General features: G+C 71.6%; 12 protein-coding genes. 4 read left to right on the top strand and 8 right to left on the bottom strand.

Annotated features, from left to right (window positions below; genetic code table 11):
* Positions 1–155: 155 nt before the first annotated feature.
* Together ACWDR4_RS43355 and ACWDR4_RS43350 are read left to right on the top strand one after the other, a co-directional pair.
* The gene (locus tag ACWDR4_RS43355) at positions 156–578 is read left to right on the top strand and encodes a VOC family protein (RefSeq protein WP_450416856.1); all 423 of its coding nucleotides are present in this window, start codon (positions 156–158) and stop codon (positions 576–578) included.
* A gap of 122 nt (positions 579–700) precedes the next feature.
* Positions 701–2680, top strand: a complete 1980-nt coding sequence (locus ACWDR4_RS43350; RefSeq protein WP_450416854.1) for a hypothetical protein — start codon at positions 701–703, stop codon at positions 2678–2680.
* A 103-nt stretch (positions 2681–2783) separates the two neighbouring features.
* Here the strand turns inward: ACWDR4_RS43350 and ACWDR4_RS43345 are convergent, their stop codons facing one another.
* The 3 genes from ACWDR4_RS43345 to ACWDR4_RS43335 all read right to left on the bottom strand — a co-directional run bounded on the left by ACWDR4_RS43345 (position 2784) and on the right by ACWDR4_RS43335 (position 6947).
* A complete protein-coding gene (locus tag ACWDR4_RS43345; RefSeq protein ID WP_450416852.1) occupies positions 2784–5582 on the bottom strand; it encodes a hypothetical protein in 2799 nt (932 codons plus the stop codon).
* Between the two features lie 153 nt (positions 5583–5735).
* A complete protein-coding gene (locus tag ACWDR4_RS43340; protein ID WP_450416850.1) occupies positions 5736–6116 on the bottom strand; it encodes a Zn-ribbon domain-containing OB-fold protein in 381 nt (126 codons plus the stop codon).
* 141 nt (positions 6117–6257) lie between these two features.
* Positions 6258–6947, bottom strand: a complete 690-nt coding sequence (locus tag ACWDR4_RS43335) for a TetR family transcriptional regulator (protein WP_450416860.1) — start codon at positions 6945–6947, stop codon at positions 6258–6260.
* Positions 6948–7210: 263 nt separating this feature from the next.
* Between ACWDR4_RS43335 and ACWDR4_RS43330 the strand changes: the two genes are divergently transcribed.
* Positions 7211–7876 (top strand): peptidoglycan-binding domain-containing protein, encoded by a 666-nt coding sequence (locus ACWDR4_RS43330; protein ID WP_450416848.1) that lies wholly within the window; start codon positions 7211–7213, stop codon positions 7874–7876.
* Positions 7877–7892: 16 nt separating this feature from the next.
* Here the strand turns inward: ACWDR4_RS43330 and ACWDR4_RS43325 are convergent, their stop codons facing one another.
* The 5 genes from ACWDR4_RS43325 to ACWDR4_RS43305 form a co-directional block, all read right to left on the bottom strand.
* A complete protein-coding gene (locus ACWDR4_RS43325; RefSeq protein ID WP_450416846.1) occupies positions 7893–8282 on the bottom strand; it encodes a hypothetical protein in 390 nt (129 codons plus the stop codon).
* Positions 8283–8551: 269 nt separating this feature from the next.
* Positions 8552–9475: a MurR/RpiR family transcriptional regulator gene (locus tag ACWDR4_RS43320; protein ID WP_389356581.1), complete on the bottom strand. Its 924-nt coding sequence runs from the start codon at positions 9473–9475 to the stop codon at positions 8552–8554.
* Positions 9476–9522: 47 nt separating this feature from the next.
* Positions 9523–11265, bottom strand: a complete 1743-nt coding sequence (locus ACWDR4_RS43315; RefSeq protein WP_450416844.1) for an ArnT family glycosyltransferase — start codon at positions 11263–11265, stop codon at positions 9523–9525.
* 98 nt (positions 11266–11363) lie between these two features.
* Positions 11364–13325 (bottom strand): phosphatase PAP2 family protein, encoded by a 1962-nt coding sequence (locus tag ACWDR4_RS43310; RefSeq protein WP_450416842.1) that lies wholly within the window; start codon positions 13323–13325, stop codon positions 11364–11366.
* Between the two features lie 196 nt (positions 13326–13521).
* A complete protein-coding gene (locus ACWDR4_RS43305) occupies positions 13522–14430 on the bottom strand; it encodes an N-acetylglucosamine kinase (protein WP_450416841.1) in 909 nt (302 codons plus the stop codon).
* A 329-nt stretch (positions 14431–14759) separates the two neighbouring features.
* Here ACWDR4_RS43305 and ACWDR4_RS43300 point away from each other — a divergent pair, with 329 nt between their 5' ends.
* A complete protein-coding gene (locus tag ACWDR4_RS43300; protein WP_450416839.1) occupies positions 14760–15890 on the top strand; it encodes an ROK family transcriptional regulator in 1131 nt (376 codons plus the stop codon).
* Positions 15891–16046 lie beyond the last annotated feature (156 nt).

Raw genomic sequence — 16046 nt, 5'->3', positions numbered from 1 at the left:
CCCCTGGGCGCCGACCGCGACCAGCTCACCACCCGCGCCGATCCCCGGTTCACCGAACTGCGCACGCGCGTCCTGTCCCGCATCCGAGGCGAACGCGGCCCAGTGGACGCGGCCCCCGACAGCCGGCCCGAGGCGCGTCCCGAGGTGACCTGGAAATGACCTCGCGCTTCGACCATGTCGGCATCTCCGTACCGGAGTTGGAGGCCGCGACCGTCTGGTACCGCGAGGCTCTGGACCTTACTGAGGAGCACACCTTCGCGGTCCCCGGCACCGATCTGCGAGGGGTGATGCTCCGTCATGTCAGCGGCTACCGCGTCGAGTTGCTTCACCGCCCGGGTGCGGCCACCGGCCTCGTGGCCGACAGCCCGTTGGAGGCCGCGCACACGCTCGGCCTCGGTCACCTCTGTCTGAGCGTGGACACACCCGAGGAAGTCGACCTCGCCTACGCCCGGTTGGTGGCGAAGGGTGCGCTGGAACGTATGACACCGCGTCCCGCGCCGCGCCCGGGCGCCCGGATGGCGTTCGTCGCCGACCCGTACGGGAACCTCATCGAACTGATCGACCGGCCCACGCCCTGAGCCGATCCGGCCCGATCCGTCCCTCTCCACCGGACCGCACCGCACCACACCACACCTCTCATCTCACCGGCCGACGCCGAGCGTGAGCCGACCATGCCCGAAACCAGACAAGGGAGTCGATGGTGACCCACAGGAAACCCGCCGCACTCACCGACCGCGAAGTCACCTTCAGGTCCCGCCCGAGAGCACTTCTGGTGGCGGTCGCCGCCCTCGCCGCACCGGCGGTCAGGGCGACGACCGCGACAACCGCCCAGGCCGCGCCCGGAACAAGAATCACCGTCGGCTCCGGCGAGACCCTGGAGCTGACCGCGACGACCAGGGCGAGCGTCCTCACCATCGCGGAGGGCGGTGTCATCACCGTCCCGGACGGCTACCGGCTCGCCCTCACCGTCAACGGCGTGGAGACCGGCAGCGACCTCGCCGACCTCACCGACGGCTACGGCGGAGGGGCCGTCGCCATCGCGGCCGGCACCTACCGGGGCACCGTCGTCCTGACGGTCGCCGAGGCCACCGACCTCGCCTACAGCGACCTCACCTTCCCCTTCCGCCAGGCCCTGTACGTCGACGCCGACGGCGTGAACGAGGCGAAGTCCGTGCCCTCGAACGTCCGTGGCGGCACCGTCACCGACACCAAGGCCTGCGACATCGCCCTCCTCTCGAACGGCGAGGCGTTCAACGGCGTGTACGTCACCGGCGGCGCCACCTACACCCTCACCAGGCCGAGGATCGCCTTCGCGGCCAACGGCCGCTGCGACTTCATCGGCTACGGAGCCTCCGTCGTCGGCACCGGCGCGGGCACCACCCTCGTCGTGGACGGTGCCACGATCAGGAACGAGGGCGTGGTCCGTACGGCGCTCATCGCGGACGCCAGTGCCAACGTGATCGTCAAGAACTCGCACCTGCACTGCGCCGACGGCACCCTGCCCGCCGAGTACGTCCCCACCGGCGACACCCGGTACATGATGGACGTGCCCTGGATGCTGGGCCTGTCGGGCAACGTCCGCACCACCAACCTGCTCGGCGCGAGCACCAGGGCGACCTTCGTCAACTCGACGATCTCCTCGGAGAAATGGGGTGCCCTGTCGGTCGACGGGGGCAGCTACTGCACGCTCACCGCGATCAACAGCACGATCGCCAACACCGGTGGCCAGGGCTACGGTTCGTACGCCATCGGCAACGTCACCGAGCACTTCCTCGGCTGCACCTTCGACGTGGGCGACTACGCCCTCATCCACTGGGGAGCGCGGGCCCACTACGGCGACAGCACCAAGGAAGCGGTCGCGGCCCTCAACGAGGCCCTCGAACTGGGCTTGACCGGTGCGGAGTTGAGGAAACTCCCGGTGCGGTCGACGACCGTGGAGGCGGGCCGCTTCATGGTCCTCTGGTACAACGCCGGTTCCGTCACCATCGACGGCGGCACCCAAGTCCGTACCGGCGAAACGGCGTTCATGTGCAAGGCGGTCGCGGGCAACGTCACCGTGGACGGCTCCGGCGGCGCGACGATCGACCCGGGCAACGGCATCATCTTCCAGCTGATGGACACCGACCGCCCGAACAGTGTCTCCGTGACGGGCAAACCCTGGCGCACGGAGACGATCGGCACCTACACGGAACCCACCGCCGACCCGGTGAAGTCATCGACCTGGGTGACGACTTCACCCCAGTCGACCGACGCGAAGGCGACGTTCACGGAGATCGCCCTCAAGGGCGACTTCTACAACGCGGTACGAGGCGGCGGCAACGCGAACCTCCAGGGCCAGAACCTGACCCTGACCTTCACGGCCTCCACCCTCGAGGGCACCATCTCCGCCTCGACGACCCGCCACAACGTCACCACCATCACATCGACCCAGTACCGCGAGATCAGCGAGGTCACCAACACCCCGAGCGAGGTGGTGAACAACGGCGTCCTGGTAACCCTGGACGCAGGCTCGACCTGGACGGTCACAGGCACGTCCTACCTGAGCGCCCTGACCCTGGCAACAGACGCAACGATCAAGCCCCCAGCAGGCAAGACCCTCACCCTGACGACAGACGGCACAGAAACACAGCTGGAACAGGGCAAGACATACACGGGAGCACTGACACTAACGGTGTCGTAAGGGGGATAGGGGCGGGGAGGAGGACGCAGTCCCTCTCCCCGCCCCAGGGGCGCGGGGAACTGCGCGACAAGCCACAGCGCACCCGCACCCGAAGAACTCACCCCTACGAAGCGTCCACCACCGTCCCCACAAACTCAGGCCCAGGCACAGGCTCCCCCGTCTCCTCATCGAAGTCCGTAACCCGAACCCGCACCGACTCGTCCCCCTCAACCACCGAGTCCGCAACCGTAGGAATACTCACCTCCGCGCTCAACTCGCCCGGAGGGATCGACACCCACAGATAGAGCCCCTCGACCTTCGACAACGCCCGCTCCGGCAGCGCCGACTCCCCGGAGACCTCCTCCAGCCACGCCGGATCAACATCCGTCGTGGACAGCTCGGCCCCGCCGACAACCGGCAGCACCTCCAGGATCGCGTTCATCTCGGTACCGGACGGTGCCGAAAGCGACGCGCGCCAGGTCAGCCGCTGCCCCTCGGTGACCCGGTCCGCGACCGGAGCGACGGTCACCGTGGGCCGGGGATCGTCGTTGAGGGCGGTCACCCCACCGGTGTACGAGCCGATGACCACCCCGCGCACCGCCTTCACGAACACGAACTGCCAGGCGTCGTAGTCGTACCGGGTGTCACCCGTCACCGTCACCGGCACGTCGATGCTCTGCTCGCCGGGACGCACCGTCACCAGCCGGTTCGTCACCGTCTGCGACCCAGGATTCTGGACGTACACCCGAACCGTGCCGCTGCCGCCCCCCTGCCCGGCGATCCGGACCGGCACCCGGTAGGTACGGGAGCCGGAGTCGCCCTCCTTGACGGTGAGCCGTCCGAGGTCGACGCGCGGCAGCGCGGCCGGCCGCACCGCGGGCGTGCCCGGGCGCCAGCCCCAGGCGTCGATCAGCCAGGCCTGCCCCGAGCGGCTGCGCGGAGTCAGCTCCACGCTCCGCACCTTGTGCAGGTCGACCCCGGCCCGGGCGGCGGCGGACAGCGGTACGCGGACCTCCCGCGCCCAGTACGAGGCCGTCCGCCTGCTCCCGGGCAGCCCGTCCACCCGGACCCGGCCGAGGGTGGCGCGCTTGCCTGCGGTGTCGGTGACGGACACGTCCAGCTGCGTCCCGGTGGTGTTGGGCGGCACGATCACGCGCAGGGCGAGGCCCTTGGCGCCGCCGAGGGACACCGGCCGCTCGGGACGCACCCGTACGGCGGTACCGGGCTGCGACCACTTGAAGGTGACCGCGCGGCGGCCCACCTCCCGCCCCGTCATCCACCCCGCGAAGTGCGGGGACTCACCGGCGCTGTCCGCGGCCAGACACCTGACCGAGGGACGGTCGTCGACCGCCGAGCACAGCCGTCCGCCACCGCCCTGCACGGTCACCGCGCCGTCCGGCAGGATACCGGCGGAGCGGTTCCCGCCCACGGCGTGCGTGAGGACGCGCGCCGGGTCGGCGGACGGTGCCCGCCTGCCGGAGCCGTCGAGCAGCGGACGTACCCGGTCGTCGCCCGCGACGAACAGCCGGGCCGCCGCCGCGATGTAGGAGGCGCCCGCCTTGTGCTGCTGGTCGGCGGTCAGCCGGGTCCGGGTGCCCACGCCGCACACCGGGTCCTTCTCGTCCGGGTCGGACCAGAAGTCGTCGTCCGCCGGTGCCTGCGCCTGTCCCGGCGTCCACTCGGTGTTGAAGTAGTTGTGGTTGGCGCCGATGACGTACACCGCGCTGTGCAGGGCGGCGCCTCGGCTGATCCCACGGGTGCCGTCCACGGCCAACTCGCCCTGGAGATCGGACACATCGCCGTCGCAGCCCGGCAGAATCGTCACCGACGGGACGTCGGCGACCGGGTTCTGTCCGAAGATCGTCGGGCCGATGAGGACCGTACCCCGGATGTTCCAGCGCACCGGGCCGCCGTACCCGTCCTGGTCGGCCGGCGGACGGTACAGGCTGTCCATCGCGGCCCGGTTCACGCCCTCGCCGCCGCGCGAGTGACCGACCAGCAGCACCCGGGAGAGGTCGGCGGGCGGCGCGGTCCGGACGATCGCCGGTGCCGAGGGCCGGTTCGCGGCCCAGTCGGCCCAGCGGGCGAGATGCTGCCGTACGAGGGAGGAGCGGGCCTGCGCCCCGGCGTCCTCGGCGTCCGCGTCCTGGGCGTTGATGCCGTTCGCGGAGATCGACACCGTCACATAGCCCTGTGACGCCAGGAGTTTCTGGTCGCGCAGATAGCCCCGGTAGCTCGGGATCTGCTTCTCGCCGGCCGGGCAGGGCCACGCGCCGCTGATCTCGTCGGTGCCGGGCTTGTAGCAGGTGGAGTGGCGTCCGTGCAGGAACAGCGCGAGCGGCCTGCGACCGGTGGCGCCGGTCGGCGCGACCACCACGGCCTTCATCTCCACCGGCACGGGGAACCCGGGCAGTTTCACCGAGTCGAGCGTGTACTCGCCCGACACCGTGCGGTACGAGCCCGGCTTGCCGGGGTCGACGGGGTTGGCCGGGGCCAGGGCGGGCGGGGCGATCGCCGCGCGTCGCTCGTCAGGAGCCGCCGCCAGTCCCGCCGCGTCCAACCGGCGTCCACCGGCGCGCACTTGGAGGTCCTCGAACCCCTTGGTCCCGTTGAGCGTGTCGGTGCTCAGGGTGCCTTCGAGCGGGAGCCGGAACGACCGGCCGTCCTTCGCCGCCTCGGGTCGGCCGAGCAGGTGGTCGCCCGCGTAGAACTCGACGCGCGCGTCACCCATCGGAACCGGTCTGCCGGAGCGCCAGACGAGCTGCCGCTCCGCACCCTCACCGGTGAACGTCCAGCCCGAGGGCAGCTGTTGGGCCGCCACCTCCGGCCGGGGCGACGGCTCCGCCTGCGCCCATCCTGGCGATGCCCCCACCACCGCGAGCACCGCCGCAGCGGTGACCCATATTCGCCGGGCACGTAGCAATGGTCTCCTCCTCCTGGCCCTCGCTCAGGAGCCCCGGTCACCCGACGGCCCCTCTCGCCCCGGAGGACGGGATCAGAGACCTGTGGGTTGCCTGTGGGGAAGTGGAGAAGGAGGAAAGGAAGTTGACGGGCTGCCAGGTCGTCGGCCGGAACGTCAGATCCAGGCCCGGTACGGCTCGTCCAGCAGCTGGAACACCGGCTCGCCGCGCACCGGGTCCTTCGCGGTGGCCAGCCGGACCCGGTCCCCGCTGTGGATGCCGGCGGCCGGACCCATCACCCGGCCGCGTACGACGAAGCCCTCGGCCATCTCGACCAGCGACACATTGCGCGCGGCCGGTGTGTTCCGGTGGACCACAGTGGAGTGCCGGACCGTGCCCGTGCCCTCGCTGCGCTCCGTACGGAGGTCGCTGCCCGCGCAGACCGGGCACAGCAGCCGGTGGTACATCGCGGTGGCGCACCAGCCGCAGCGCTGGAAGACAAGGGTGTTCGTGTCGGCCGGGGCATCGAGCAGGCCCGTGGCGGAACCTATGGCCATCGGACGAGTGGCGCCTAGTGAGTGGTACACGGTGTCATCTCCCTGCGCTCGGCCTGAATCCGAAGTGCGCGGTTCGCCGTGCCACCGTGCACGGCCTCAGGGTATGGCACTCAGTGTCATGCGTAAAGGCACTGCGTACCCTCAATTCTCGGGCTGTTTTGTGAGCGCGGACTCGATCTCCTGGACGACCCGCCACATCGGCGCCCCGCGCCGCGAGACGACGACCACCACGTCCTCCGTCTCGGGTTCGGGCTCGCTCCTGCCGGAGCCCGGGGGCGGGGTACCGAACGCCGCCTTCACATAGTCCAGGGCATGGTCGACGGCCGTGGTCGCGTCGCCCTGTCCGTCCGAGCGCAGCCAGGAGCGCAGCGCGTTGTTGTGGGCCGCGACGACGGCCGCCGCGATCACGTCGGCCCGGAGCATCCCGTCGGTCCGGCCGGCGAACCGCTCGCGCAGATACGCGGCCAGGGCCCGCTCGTACCGCCAGACCACCGACAGCTCGGACGCGCGCAGTCCGGGCACCTTCTTGGTGAGGCGGTAGCGCTGGACGGAGAAGGCCGGGTTCTCGGCGTACATGAGCAGCACCATGCGCGCGGCGGCGCACACTCGCCCGACCGGTTCCGCGTCCTCGGGGCTCTCGGCGAGGTATGCCGTCATGTCGGCCAGGCACCGCTCGTGGTCGGGGAAGACCACGTCCTCCTTGGAGGGGAAGTAACGGAAGAACGACCGGCGCCCGACCCCCGCGAGCGCCACGATCTCGTCCACGGTGGTCTGCTCGTAGCCCCGCTCCAGAAACAGCTGAAAGGCCGCCGCGACCAGGGCGTCCCGCATCGGCGGTTTGGTCATGGACGGGAAACTAGCATCACAGTGAGGCCGATGGCACTCAGTGCGCTGCGTAGGGGGAACTGAGTGCCCCGGAGATACGGCCGGCGTCGCGTTTCCCATAACCTCCGCCAACCTCCGCCCGTCGTGCTGAACCCGGCGGCCCCCGACCGCGTATCACTCCATGGGGCCGACGGCATGGCCGTTCGCGGTCCTTGTGCGGAACGGACAGAAATCCGTGCCGCAGTCCGTACGCAGGGAAGGGGAGCAGAGTGTCGACACCGCCCGCACCGGGCCGGCCGGAACGCCGCCGGACCCTGGAGCCGACGCGCGTACTGCGCCGGCGTCGTACCGAGGCGCTGGCGCAGCTCATGCGGGAGCACGACGAGGCGATGGCCGCCGTGCCCGAGGGGTACGAGCACGTGCCCCTGCCCCGGCCCGCGCCCGGCGCCGAGGACGCCACGCAGGAGTTGCCCCCCGTCGCCCGTCGCAGACGTGTCCAACGGAGGGAACAGGCCGACACGGGCTTCGGGTTCGGGCCGAACCTGCGGCGCGTCGCCGTCGTGGTCGCTGTCGGCGCGGCGGCCCTGGTCGGCTTCGGCTCGGCCCTGCTGCTCCCGGGCAACGCCCAGGGCGAGGAGGCAGGGCCGGCGCCCTCCGTCGCTCCCTCGACCGCTCCCAGCGCGTCGGCCCCGGCCGACCCGGACGGCCCCGGCTTCCTTCGGGAAGGGGACAGCGGACCCGAGGTGACCGAACTGCAGGAACGCCTGCTGAGCATCCCGGACGTCTACACCGACGGTGCCACGTCCGGCAGTTACGACACCGCCCTCACCGAGGCCGTGGCCCGCTTCCAGCTCTGGTACGGCATCCGCGGCGACGAGACCGGCGTCTATGGCGACGACACCCGCAAGGACCTGGAGTCCCGTACGGCGTCCTGAGTGCCCTCGCGGACTCTCAGCGGGCGGCGTGGGTGTCGACCAGGGCCTGGGTGACCTCGCGGATGCTGCGGGCGATGTGCTGGAGCTGGAGCACCTCGGCGGCGTACATCTTGATCGTGTGCTCGATGACCGACTCGCTCAGGCCCAGGCCGGGCAGGTCGGCGCGGGCCGTCTGGAGGGCGGTGCGGGCCACCCGGATCTCGTGCTGGACCTGGATGTGCGCGTGGCGGGCCAGCAGGACGGGGTGGCGGATCAGCGTCGGGTAGCCCGCGTAGCGCGTCGGCACCAGCTCGCGCAGCCATCTGACCGCCGAGCGCTCCCAGTCGTAGCTGCCGGGGATCTTGACCTGACACGGCCAGTCCGGGCCGGTCCGCGTGGCGATCGTGGAGGTCAGAGGCATGGTCATCGCTTCCGGGAGTGCGGCGTCGACAGGGTGGCGACGGTGTTCAGCGGCCCCGGCCTAGGGGATGGCCGGGGCCGCAACGGGCGTACGCGCAGGCGACACCCGTCCGGACACCCGAGGCGCCGACGCGGGTAGGAGACGGCGGCAGCGGGTCCGTGAGCAGTATTTATATATGCCGTCCGGTTTGCAAGAAGTATGAAAAAATTCATGCACAAAACGGGATGAACGCCCATACGCCCCCATGTTGATCTGCGCACATGCGGCGAGGGAATTCAGTCCCGGAGGAAGAACTGATGCAGGTCGGCGCTCTGTTCGTACTCCTCCAGGCGCCCCTGCGTCCGCTCCGGATCGGCGTCCGTCATGGCCTGGAGCAGTGCGGCCGACAGCACCACGGGCCCGGCGTACGAGTCGAACACCAGCCGTGAGCCCGTGCCGGTGGCGAAGGTGATGTCGGCCTCGTCGGCCAGCGGGCCGAGCGCCAGGTCGGTGATCAGGGCCACCCGCAGCCCGGCCCGCCGGGCGACCTGCACCGCGGTGAGCGTCTCCTGCGCGTGCCGGGGCATCGAGAAGGCCAGCACCCAGGTGCCCCCGGCCTCCCGCGACTGGAGGAGCGCGTCGTAGGCGACACTGCCGCCCCGGGTCACCAGCCGTACGTCGGGGTGGATACGGCGGGCGGCGTAGGCGAAGTACTCGGCCAGCGACCCGGAGATACGCAGTCCCAGCACGGTGAGCGGGGTCGAGCGCGACAGGCTGCGGCCTACCTCGATCACCCGGTCGGGGTCGGCGAAGTCGCGGCGCAGGTTCTCCAGGTTGGCGATCTCGGCGTCCACGGCCGCCTGGAGTTCGTTGCTCCGATTCTCCTCCGCCGTGCCCGGCGCGCTCGCGAGGGTGCTGAGCGCGATGGCCTGGAGCCGCTCGCGCAGCGCGGGGTAGCCGCTGAAGCCGACGGCCGCCGCGAACCGGGTCACGGACGGCTGGCTCACGCCCACCCGGTCCGCGAGGTCCGTGATCGACAGGAACGCGGCCTCGGTGATGTGCTCGATCAGATACTGCGCGATGCGCCGCTGCCCGGGGGAGAGCCGGGGCCCGTCGAACAGTTCCCGCAGCCGGGAGGCCGGCGCCGCTTCCGCCTCAGGGGCCGTCTTCCCCGAGGTGATCGCGGACGCCTGGGCGCGTGCCTGCTGCGGCGATGGCACCGATGTGCCTCGTTCGTCTCCCACAGCGACTCAACATAGCTCACCGTTCACCGGCGGAAGATCGTGATCGAGTGCCCGACCTCGTCGACCTCGTGACTGCTGTGGATCAGCACCGCCAGCCGGCCCGTCGCCTTGGCGATCGACGAGTCCGACACCACCAGCAGTCCGCGCACCTTCCGTTCGGGCTGACGGCGTGGATCGGACGCGTGGATCCCGTAGTACGACGGCACACCGCTGCCCTTGTAGACCAGCCAGACGCGCTGACCCGCGTACCGGTCCCGCAGCCGGTCCGCGAGCCGCCCCAGGTCCTGGCCCCAGTCGACGTTGGAGTCGTGCAGCCGCTCGTGCGTCTTCGCCGTGCCCCCGAACGCCTCGTTGGCGTACGGCAGATAGAAGGGGAACGTCCGCAGCGAACTGACCGCCACGAACACCAGCAGCCCCGCCGCCACGAACGGCACCCACCGCCGCCGCAGCGCGAGCACACCGACCGCCGCCAGCGCCCCGAACATCGGCACGAAGATGGCGTACCGCACCCCGAAGTTCCGCTCCCCCTCCATGGCGGCGGCCAGCAGCACGGCCGTCGGGAGCAGCAAGTAGGGTGCCACCGGCCGGAGTTGATGGGCCGTCACAAACGCGACCGTGCCCGCCGCCCACAGCGCCAGCATGCCCAGCGGTGTCTTCACCAGGAGCGTGGCCGGCAGGTAGTACCAGAGGGAACCCGAGTAGTGCCGCCCGAAGAGGAAGCCCTCCCAGTGCGCGTTCTCCAGGCCGAACTGCATCCGCATCCCGTCGCGGTAGGCCTCCGGGAAGGGCAGCAGCCCGGCCAGCTGCCCCCGCAGCCCGTGCACCACCGGGACCTGGCCGGGAGCGGGCGCCCAGCGCAGCCGGGGGTCGACGACGAGATACGACGCCCATACGACGGCCACCGCGACCAGCGCCACCAGGACCGCGCCCGCGACAGTGCGCCCGAGCAGCCTCCAAAGCGCCCCCGGAGCCGAGGTGGTGCGCCGGGCGTGCCACGCCGACAGACCGGCCAGCAGGAGCAGTACCGGGGCCGCGGCGAGGGTGTTCATCTTCGTGGCCATGGCCGCCCCGAGCGCGACACCGGCGAGCGGGAGATACAGGCGGGGCCGCTGCCGCGCTCGCCACAGCAGCCACACCGACGTCAGCACGAACCCGGCCGCCGGCACATCGAGCGTGGCCAGCGAGCCGTGTGCGACGACGTCCGGCGAGAACGCGTACAGGGCGAGCGCCCCCAACCCGCCTGCCGCACCGGCGAGTTCACTGCCGAAGGCGAACACCACGAGACCGAAGAGCAGCGTCAGTACGATCACCGGCAGCCGTGCCCACAGCATCAGCCGCCAGGGGTCGTTGCCGGACTCGTAGAGCAGATGACGGCCCACCTGGCCTTGGTTGCCGACGTAGTGCCGGTCGAAGTGCGGGTCCGCCGCGGCGACTCCGGCGGCGACGATCAGCTTGCCCAGCGGCGGGTGTTCGGGGTTGAGGCGCAGGCTGTGCTCGTGGAGGTAGACGGCCGCCGTGCCGACGTACACGGGCTCGTCGATGGTGGGTGTCTGCTCGACGGCCGTGGTGATCATCGCGACGGCCATCTGGAGGAGCAGGACGGCCACGGCGAGCGGGACCAGCTGGCGCCGGTGGCGTCTCAGCAGGGCGAGCAGTCGCGCTCGTCCGGTCGGGGGCGTCGGCGTGGCGGGGGCGGCACCGGCGAGCACCTTCTGCGGAGCCTCGACGGCGGACGGGTCGAGAACCGTGTGCCGGTCGCGCGTCATCGTCCGCCCCGCGGCGACGCCGACCGCGCGGCGGCGGGAGTGATCCGGAGCCGGGCCATGGCCCTACTCTCGCATCAGCTCCCGCCCCGCAGCGTGCATTACCGCCTGACGATTCGCACCGACAGGCCCTCCGACGTGTAGACCGGTATCGCGCGCACCTTGTCCGAGTCGACCTCGATACGGTCGAACTGGCCGCGCACCACCGGGGCTTCGATCACGGAGACGACGCTGCCCACGGCCGGCGGGTTCTCGGAGTCGAGGGTCAGCGACAGGACGCTGCCCTTCTCCAGGATCACCCGGCGCGTCACCGTCACGACCTCCTTGCGACGGCCCGCGCGCAGCGTCACGGCCAGCGTCGCCGACTTCTGGGCGTACGTGCCGTGCAGCTGGACCGGCTCGGTCACCCGCAGCGTGCCGCCCTGCACCTGGACGTCGCCGTGGCCCAGCCCGTGCGCCGAGGCCGAGACCAGCGTGCCCTCCTTGAGGACCGTGCCGCCCGTGTAGCTGTTGTGCCCGGTCAGCGTGAGCGTGCCGGTGCCCTTCTTGGTCAGTCCGCCTCGGCCGTCGATGTCGTTGCGCCAGCTGTCGGCCGCGCCGAAACCGCCGGCCGCCGCGTCGAGCGAGACGGTCACGTCGGACTCGAAGGAGCCGTAACCGTCCGCCGCGGCGAACAGGTTGAGCCGGCCCCACTGCTCGGCGCCGTCGAGCAGGACGTACCCGGCGGGCAGCGCGGTCGTGCGCAGCACCGCGCGCCGCTGCGCCGCGTCGAGGTACGGCTGACGCGTCTCCAGCAGCACCTCCGCGCCCTTGGGCACGGTCAGCGCCTGGTCGCGGCCCTTCCGGTTGAGGATGTACGTCAGCTTCGGCTCGACCGTGCGGGCGTTGGCGTCCCGGTCGGCATACGCGTCGGTGCCCGAGTGCGCGTACGCGTAGAGGGTGTCCGCCGTCGTGCCGGTCTGCGCCTGGAAGTAGGCGAGGGCCTGGGCGCGCGCCGCGGCCTTGAGGTCGGCGTTGGCCGGGTCGGCGAGGGCGGCGGCGGCCAGGGCGGTGGCCATGACACGGCCGCCCAGGACGTCGACGGGGGAGTGCATGCCCGACATGATCCGGGTGTGGCTCAGCTCGAAGGCGCGCGTCACGATCTCCTGGAAGCGCTCCGGGACCGCGTACGCGAACGCCAGCGCCGCCAGATGGAAGGCGTTGGTGTGGCCGCTGGGGAAGCCGCCGTCCTCGGCCGCGTTCGTGCCGCGCTGCCGCAGCAGCTGCGTCACGACGACCACGTCGGACTCGTACACCGGGAAGCCCAGCGCGTCGGTCGCACCGGTGGGGACGACCTCGCTGTTCTCGTTCATGCGCCACGGGCGCGGGTACTGGAAGGCGAACTTGGCCGGGTTGCCGGAGGCGAACGGGCCGCGCACGGTGTCGACCAGCTTGGCCACCTGACCGAGGTCCGAGGTGTACGAGCCCGCGCCGAGCGCGGATCCGGCCGGGGCGCCCGCCGGGACGGCGTCGCTGATCGTGGTCGCGGGCGTCGTGTCCGGCGCCGTCGTGATCGAGGTGACCGCCTTGGCACCCGCCTTGTACAGGTCGGCCAGCGGGCCAAGGGCGGCGATGATCGCGTAGCTCTGGTGCTGACGGTCGTAGACGAACGCCTCCCTCGCCTGCGCCTCGGTGCGCGCACCGGTGAGGCGGACGCAGTAGCGCACGTTGGCGCGCAGCACGTCGGCCAGCAGCGGAGTGCCGGTGTTCCAGGCGGCGCCGGTCTTCCACACCTTGGCGAAGCCACCGAGGATGCGGATCACCGCGTTGGTCTCGGGGGTCTGGTTGGCGACGATGTTGGTCGTGTAGTCGTCGACGAACGCGGCTGCGGTCGTCGCGGACCTCGCCTCGACCGAGGAGGCGGCGGTCGCGGCGCTCGCCTGCTCGACGCTCGCCCAGGTGAGTACGGTCGGGGCCACGACCAGACCGGCCGACGCGGCCAGGGAGGTCCTGAGGATGCTCCGCCGGTTCAGGGCGGGCCGGTCCGACGACGCGGTGGAGTGGAGTCCGTCTGAAGACGGCATGCGCGTGCCTCTCTGGAGTTCTTCGGCCGTGCGGCCAGGAGGGAGGGTGGTGCCAACGACTGGATCTCGACCAGCACATGGGACGAGCGCCTGAGACGTGCCGGCCACAGGTGGCCTGCGATGAGGGTGAGTCGTACGGGTGAAGATCTACGGTCGAGCGATGTCCGGTCGGGGTTGGCTCAATGACCGGTACGTGTCATACGAGTGAACGGGCCAGCGCCACGGCACCCGTCACCGGCGCCACCCGCAACGGCCGCAGCCGCGCACCGGGGACGAGTATGGCAAGGGACGCCAACAGCGCGTCGTGCAGGGCGGGTTGGGCGAGCACCGTACCGCCCGAGACCACCACGTCGTCGACGGCGACCCCGCGTCCGGCGAGCCGCACCACGAGCGACGCGAGCGACCTGCCGCCCTCGGCGATGACCTCTTCGGCGATCAGGGAACCCCTCTCCGCGGCCTCGAACACCACGGGGGAGTGTCGGCCCCACTCGGCCGAGACATCCGTGGCGCTCTCCAACGCCGCGCCCAGCGCGGGCACTTCACCGACGCCGAAGGCGGATATGAGCCCCGCGGCGAGTGCGTCGGGTGCCTCGCCCCGGTCATGGGCGGCCCAGACGGCCCGCGCGGCCTCGCGCACGAGACCCGCGGCCCCGCCTTCGTCGCCGAGTACGGCACCCCAGCCGCCGACCTGGACGAGAGTGCCGTCGGAACGCCGCCCGACGGCCACCGAACCGGTGCCGGCGACCAGGCCGACACCCTTGTCCAGTCCCGCCGCCGGGACCAGCAGTTCGGCGTCGCCGACGACCAGACACGGCACGCCGAGACGTTCCTGGAGTACGGAGCGGATCTCCTCGCACTGCCGGGGCGTCTCACAGGCGTGACCGCCCACCGCGACGGCGGAGGGGAGGGTGCCCGCGGGCAGGGCACCGGCGACCAGCGCGGCGAGCCAGTCGGCGGCGGCCACGGGGTCGTGGGGCCGCCAGCCGCTGCTCGGGCGGACGTGATCGGCGATCGGATCGTCCCCGGCGCAGGCGCGCAGGTGCGTCTTGGTACCGCCCACGTCGATGCCCACGACGAGCGGGCGCGGGAAGGGAGAGTCCGGCACGGATCCTCTTTCGTCGTTGCGCTTGTGGCTGCGACGGTGGGCGAACCGTGCCTGGAGCAGGGAAAACCTGATGTACGGATGAGCTAGGGAAGCCCCGGGACGGGCCTCTGAGCGGACACGGCAGGCGAGTACCGTGACATTCGTTAGGAAGTTAACTAACGAAGTACAGTGCGTGTCAATAGGTATCGCGCACTCGACCGCGACGGTGGCCCGACCAGGCCGGAACGCGACGGGAACCGCGCTGCCAGGGCGTCCCATCGCCGCATCCCACCACTTCGAGCTACCGGGGGAGCGCGGCCCTCGACCTTGGGGAGACTGTGGAACACGACGTGGCGAAGGCCCCCCGCCTGACCGAGAGCGCGAGCGCGGTGTTCGCGGTGCTGGCCGGGGCGGGCACGGCCACCCGGCCGCAGCTCGCGAGTCTGGCGGGCCTGTCGAAGCCGACCGTGTCCTCCGCCGTGGCGGAACTGGAGAGCGCCGGGCTCGCCGCCCACTCGGGCATCGCCTCCGGCGGTACGGGCCGTTCCGCCGCCGTATACGGCCTCGGTCCCGCGGCCGGCTCCGTACTCGCCGTCGACCTCGGCCCCGCCCTGACCCGGGTGCGCGGCTGCGCCCTGGACGGCACCCTGCTCGCCGAGGCCACCGGCTCCCGCGAGGAGGCCGCCGAGGTGGTGCGCGAAGCGCTGTCCGTGCTCCCCGCCGACGCTCCGCTGCGCACCATCGTCGTGGCCGTCGGTGACGTCACCGCGCGCGCCGAGGAGGGCACCGTGCGTCCGGCGACCGCCAAGGCGGGACCCGTCTTCGACGCGGTGGCCGTGGCGCTGCCGCCCGGGGTGCCCGTCCACCTCGAGAACAACGTCAACTGCGCCGCGCTCGCCGAACTGCACGAGGGCGCTGCGCGCGGCCGGCACACCTTCGGCTATCTGCGGATCGGGGTCGGTATCGGTCTCGGCATCGTCGTGGGGGGCCATGTGCTGGCCGGGGCCAACGGGGCGGCCGGAGAGCTGGCCCGGCTGCCCTACCCCTGGGACGACGACCTGGAGCCCCGCCACGAGGCCCTGGAGGAGTACATCGGCGCCCGCTCCCTGCTGCGCCGGGCCGCCGAGGTCTGGCCGGAATCCGACGTTTCGTGCCCCCGTACCGCCGAACGGCTGTTCTCGCTGGCCGGAGAAGGCAGCGCCACGGCCCGCGCGATCGTCGACCGGCACGCGGTGGACGTGGGCCGGCTGGCCGCCGCGGTGACCGCCGTACTGGACCCCGGGCTGCTCGTCCTGGGCGGCAGCACCGGTGCGTTCCCGCAGCTCCTGCCCGGTGTGCGGGCCGAGCTGGAGCGGCTGAGCTGGCCCACCGAGGTGGTCAGCAGCCAGGTCGGTGATCTCGGCACCGTGGTGGGCGCGGCGCGGCTCGCGGTCGTCAGGGGAGTCCAAACCGTGACCGAGGCGGCGCGGGCGAAGCATTGACGGTTTCGGACTCGGTCTGCCAATGTCCGGACAAGCGCTTTCTAAGTCGGCCGGGACGCCGGCTTGGGGCGAGCCTCCCGCCCGTACTCGACGTACGGCAACCGCACGAGGGCGTGCCCGTGCGGTGACGGCCAGAAGGCCGGGGATCCCGCCCCG

This window comes from Streptomyces sp. NPDC000878 (assembly GCF_053599695.1).
Note: the sequence above shows the minus strand (reverse complement) of the source record. Positions and strands in the feature narration are given on the sequence as shown.

Excerpts from the sequence above, each read along its gene's own strand:
- ACWDR4_RS43355 (WP_450416856.1), top strand. The coding sequence starts at position 156 with ATGACCTCGCGCTTCGACCATGTCGGCATCTCCGTACCGGAGTTGGAG.
- ACWDR4_RS43340 (WP_450416850.1), bottom strand. The coding sequence starts at position 6,116 with ATGGCCATAGGTTCCGCCACGGGCCTGCTCGATGCCCCGGCCGACACG.
- ACWDR4_RS43335 (WP_450416860.1), bottom strand. The coding sequence starts at position 6,947 with ATGCGGGACGCCCTGGTCGCGGCGGCCTTTCAGCTGTTTCTGGAGCGG.
- ACWDR4_RS43325 (WP_450416846.1), bottom strand. The coding sequence starts at position 8,282 with ATGACCATGCCTCTGACCTCCACGATCGCCACGCGGACCGGCCCGGAC.
- ACWDR4_RS43315 (WP_450416844.1), bottom strand. The coding sequence starts at position 11,265 with ATGACGCGCGACCGGCACACGGTTCTCGACCCGTCCGCCGTCGAGGCT.
- ACWDR4_RS43310 (WP_450416842.1), bottom strand. The coding sequence starts at position 13,325 with ATGCCGTCTTCAGACGGACTCCACTCCACCGCGTCGTCGGACCGGCCC.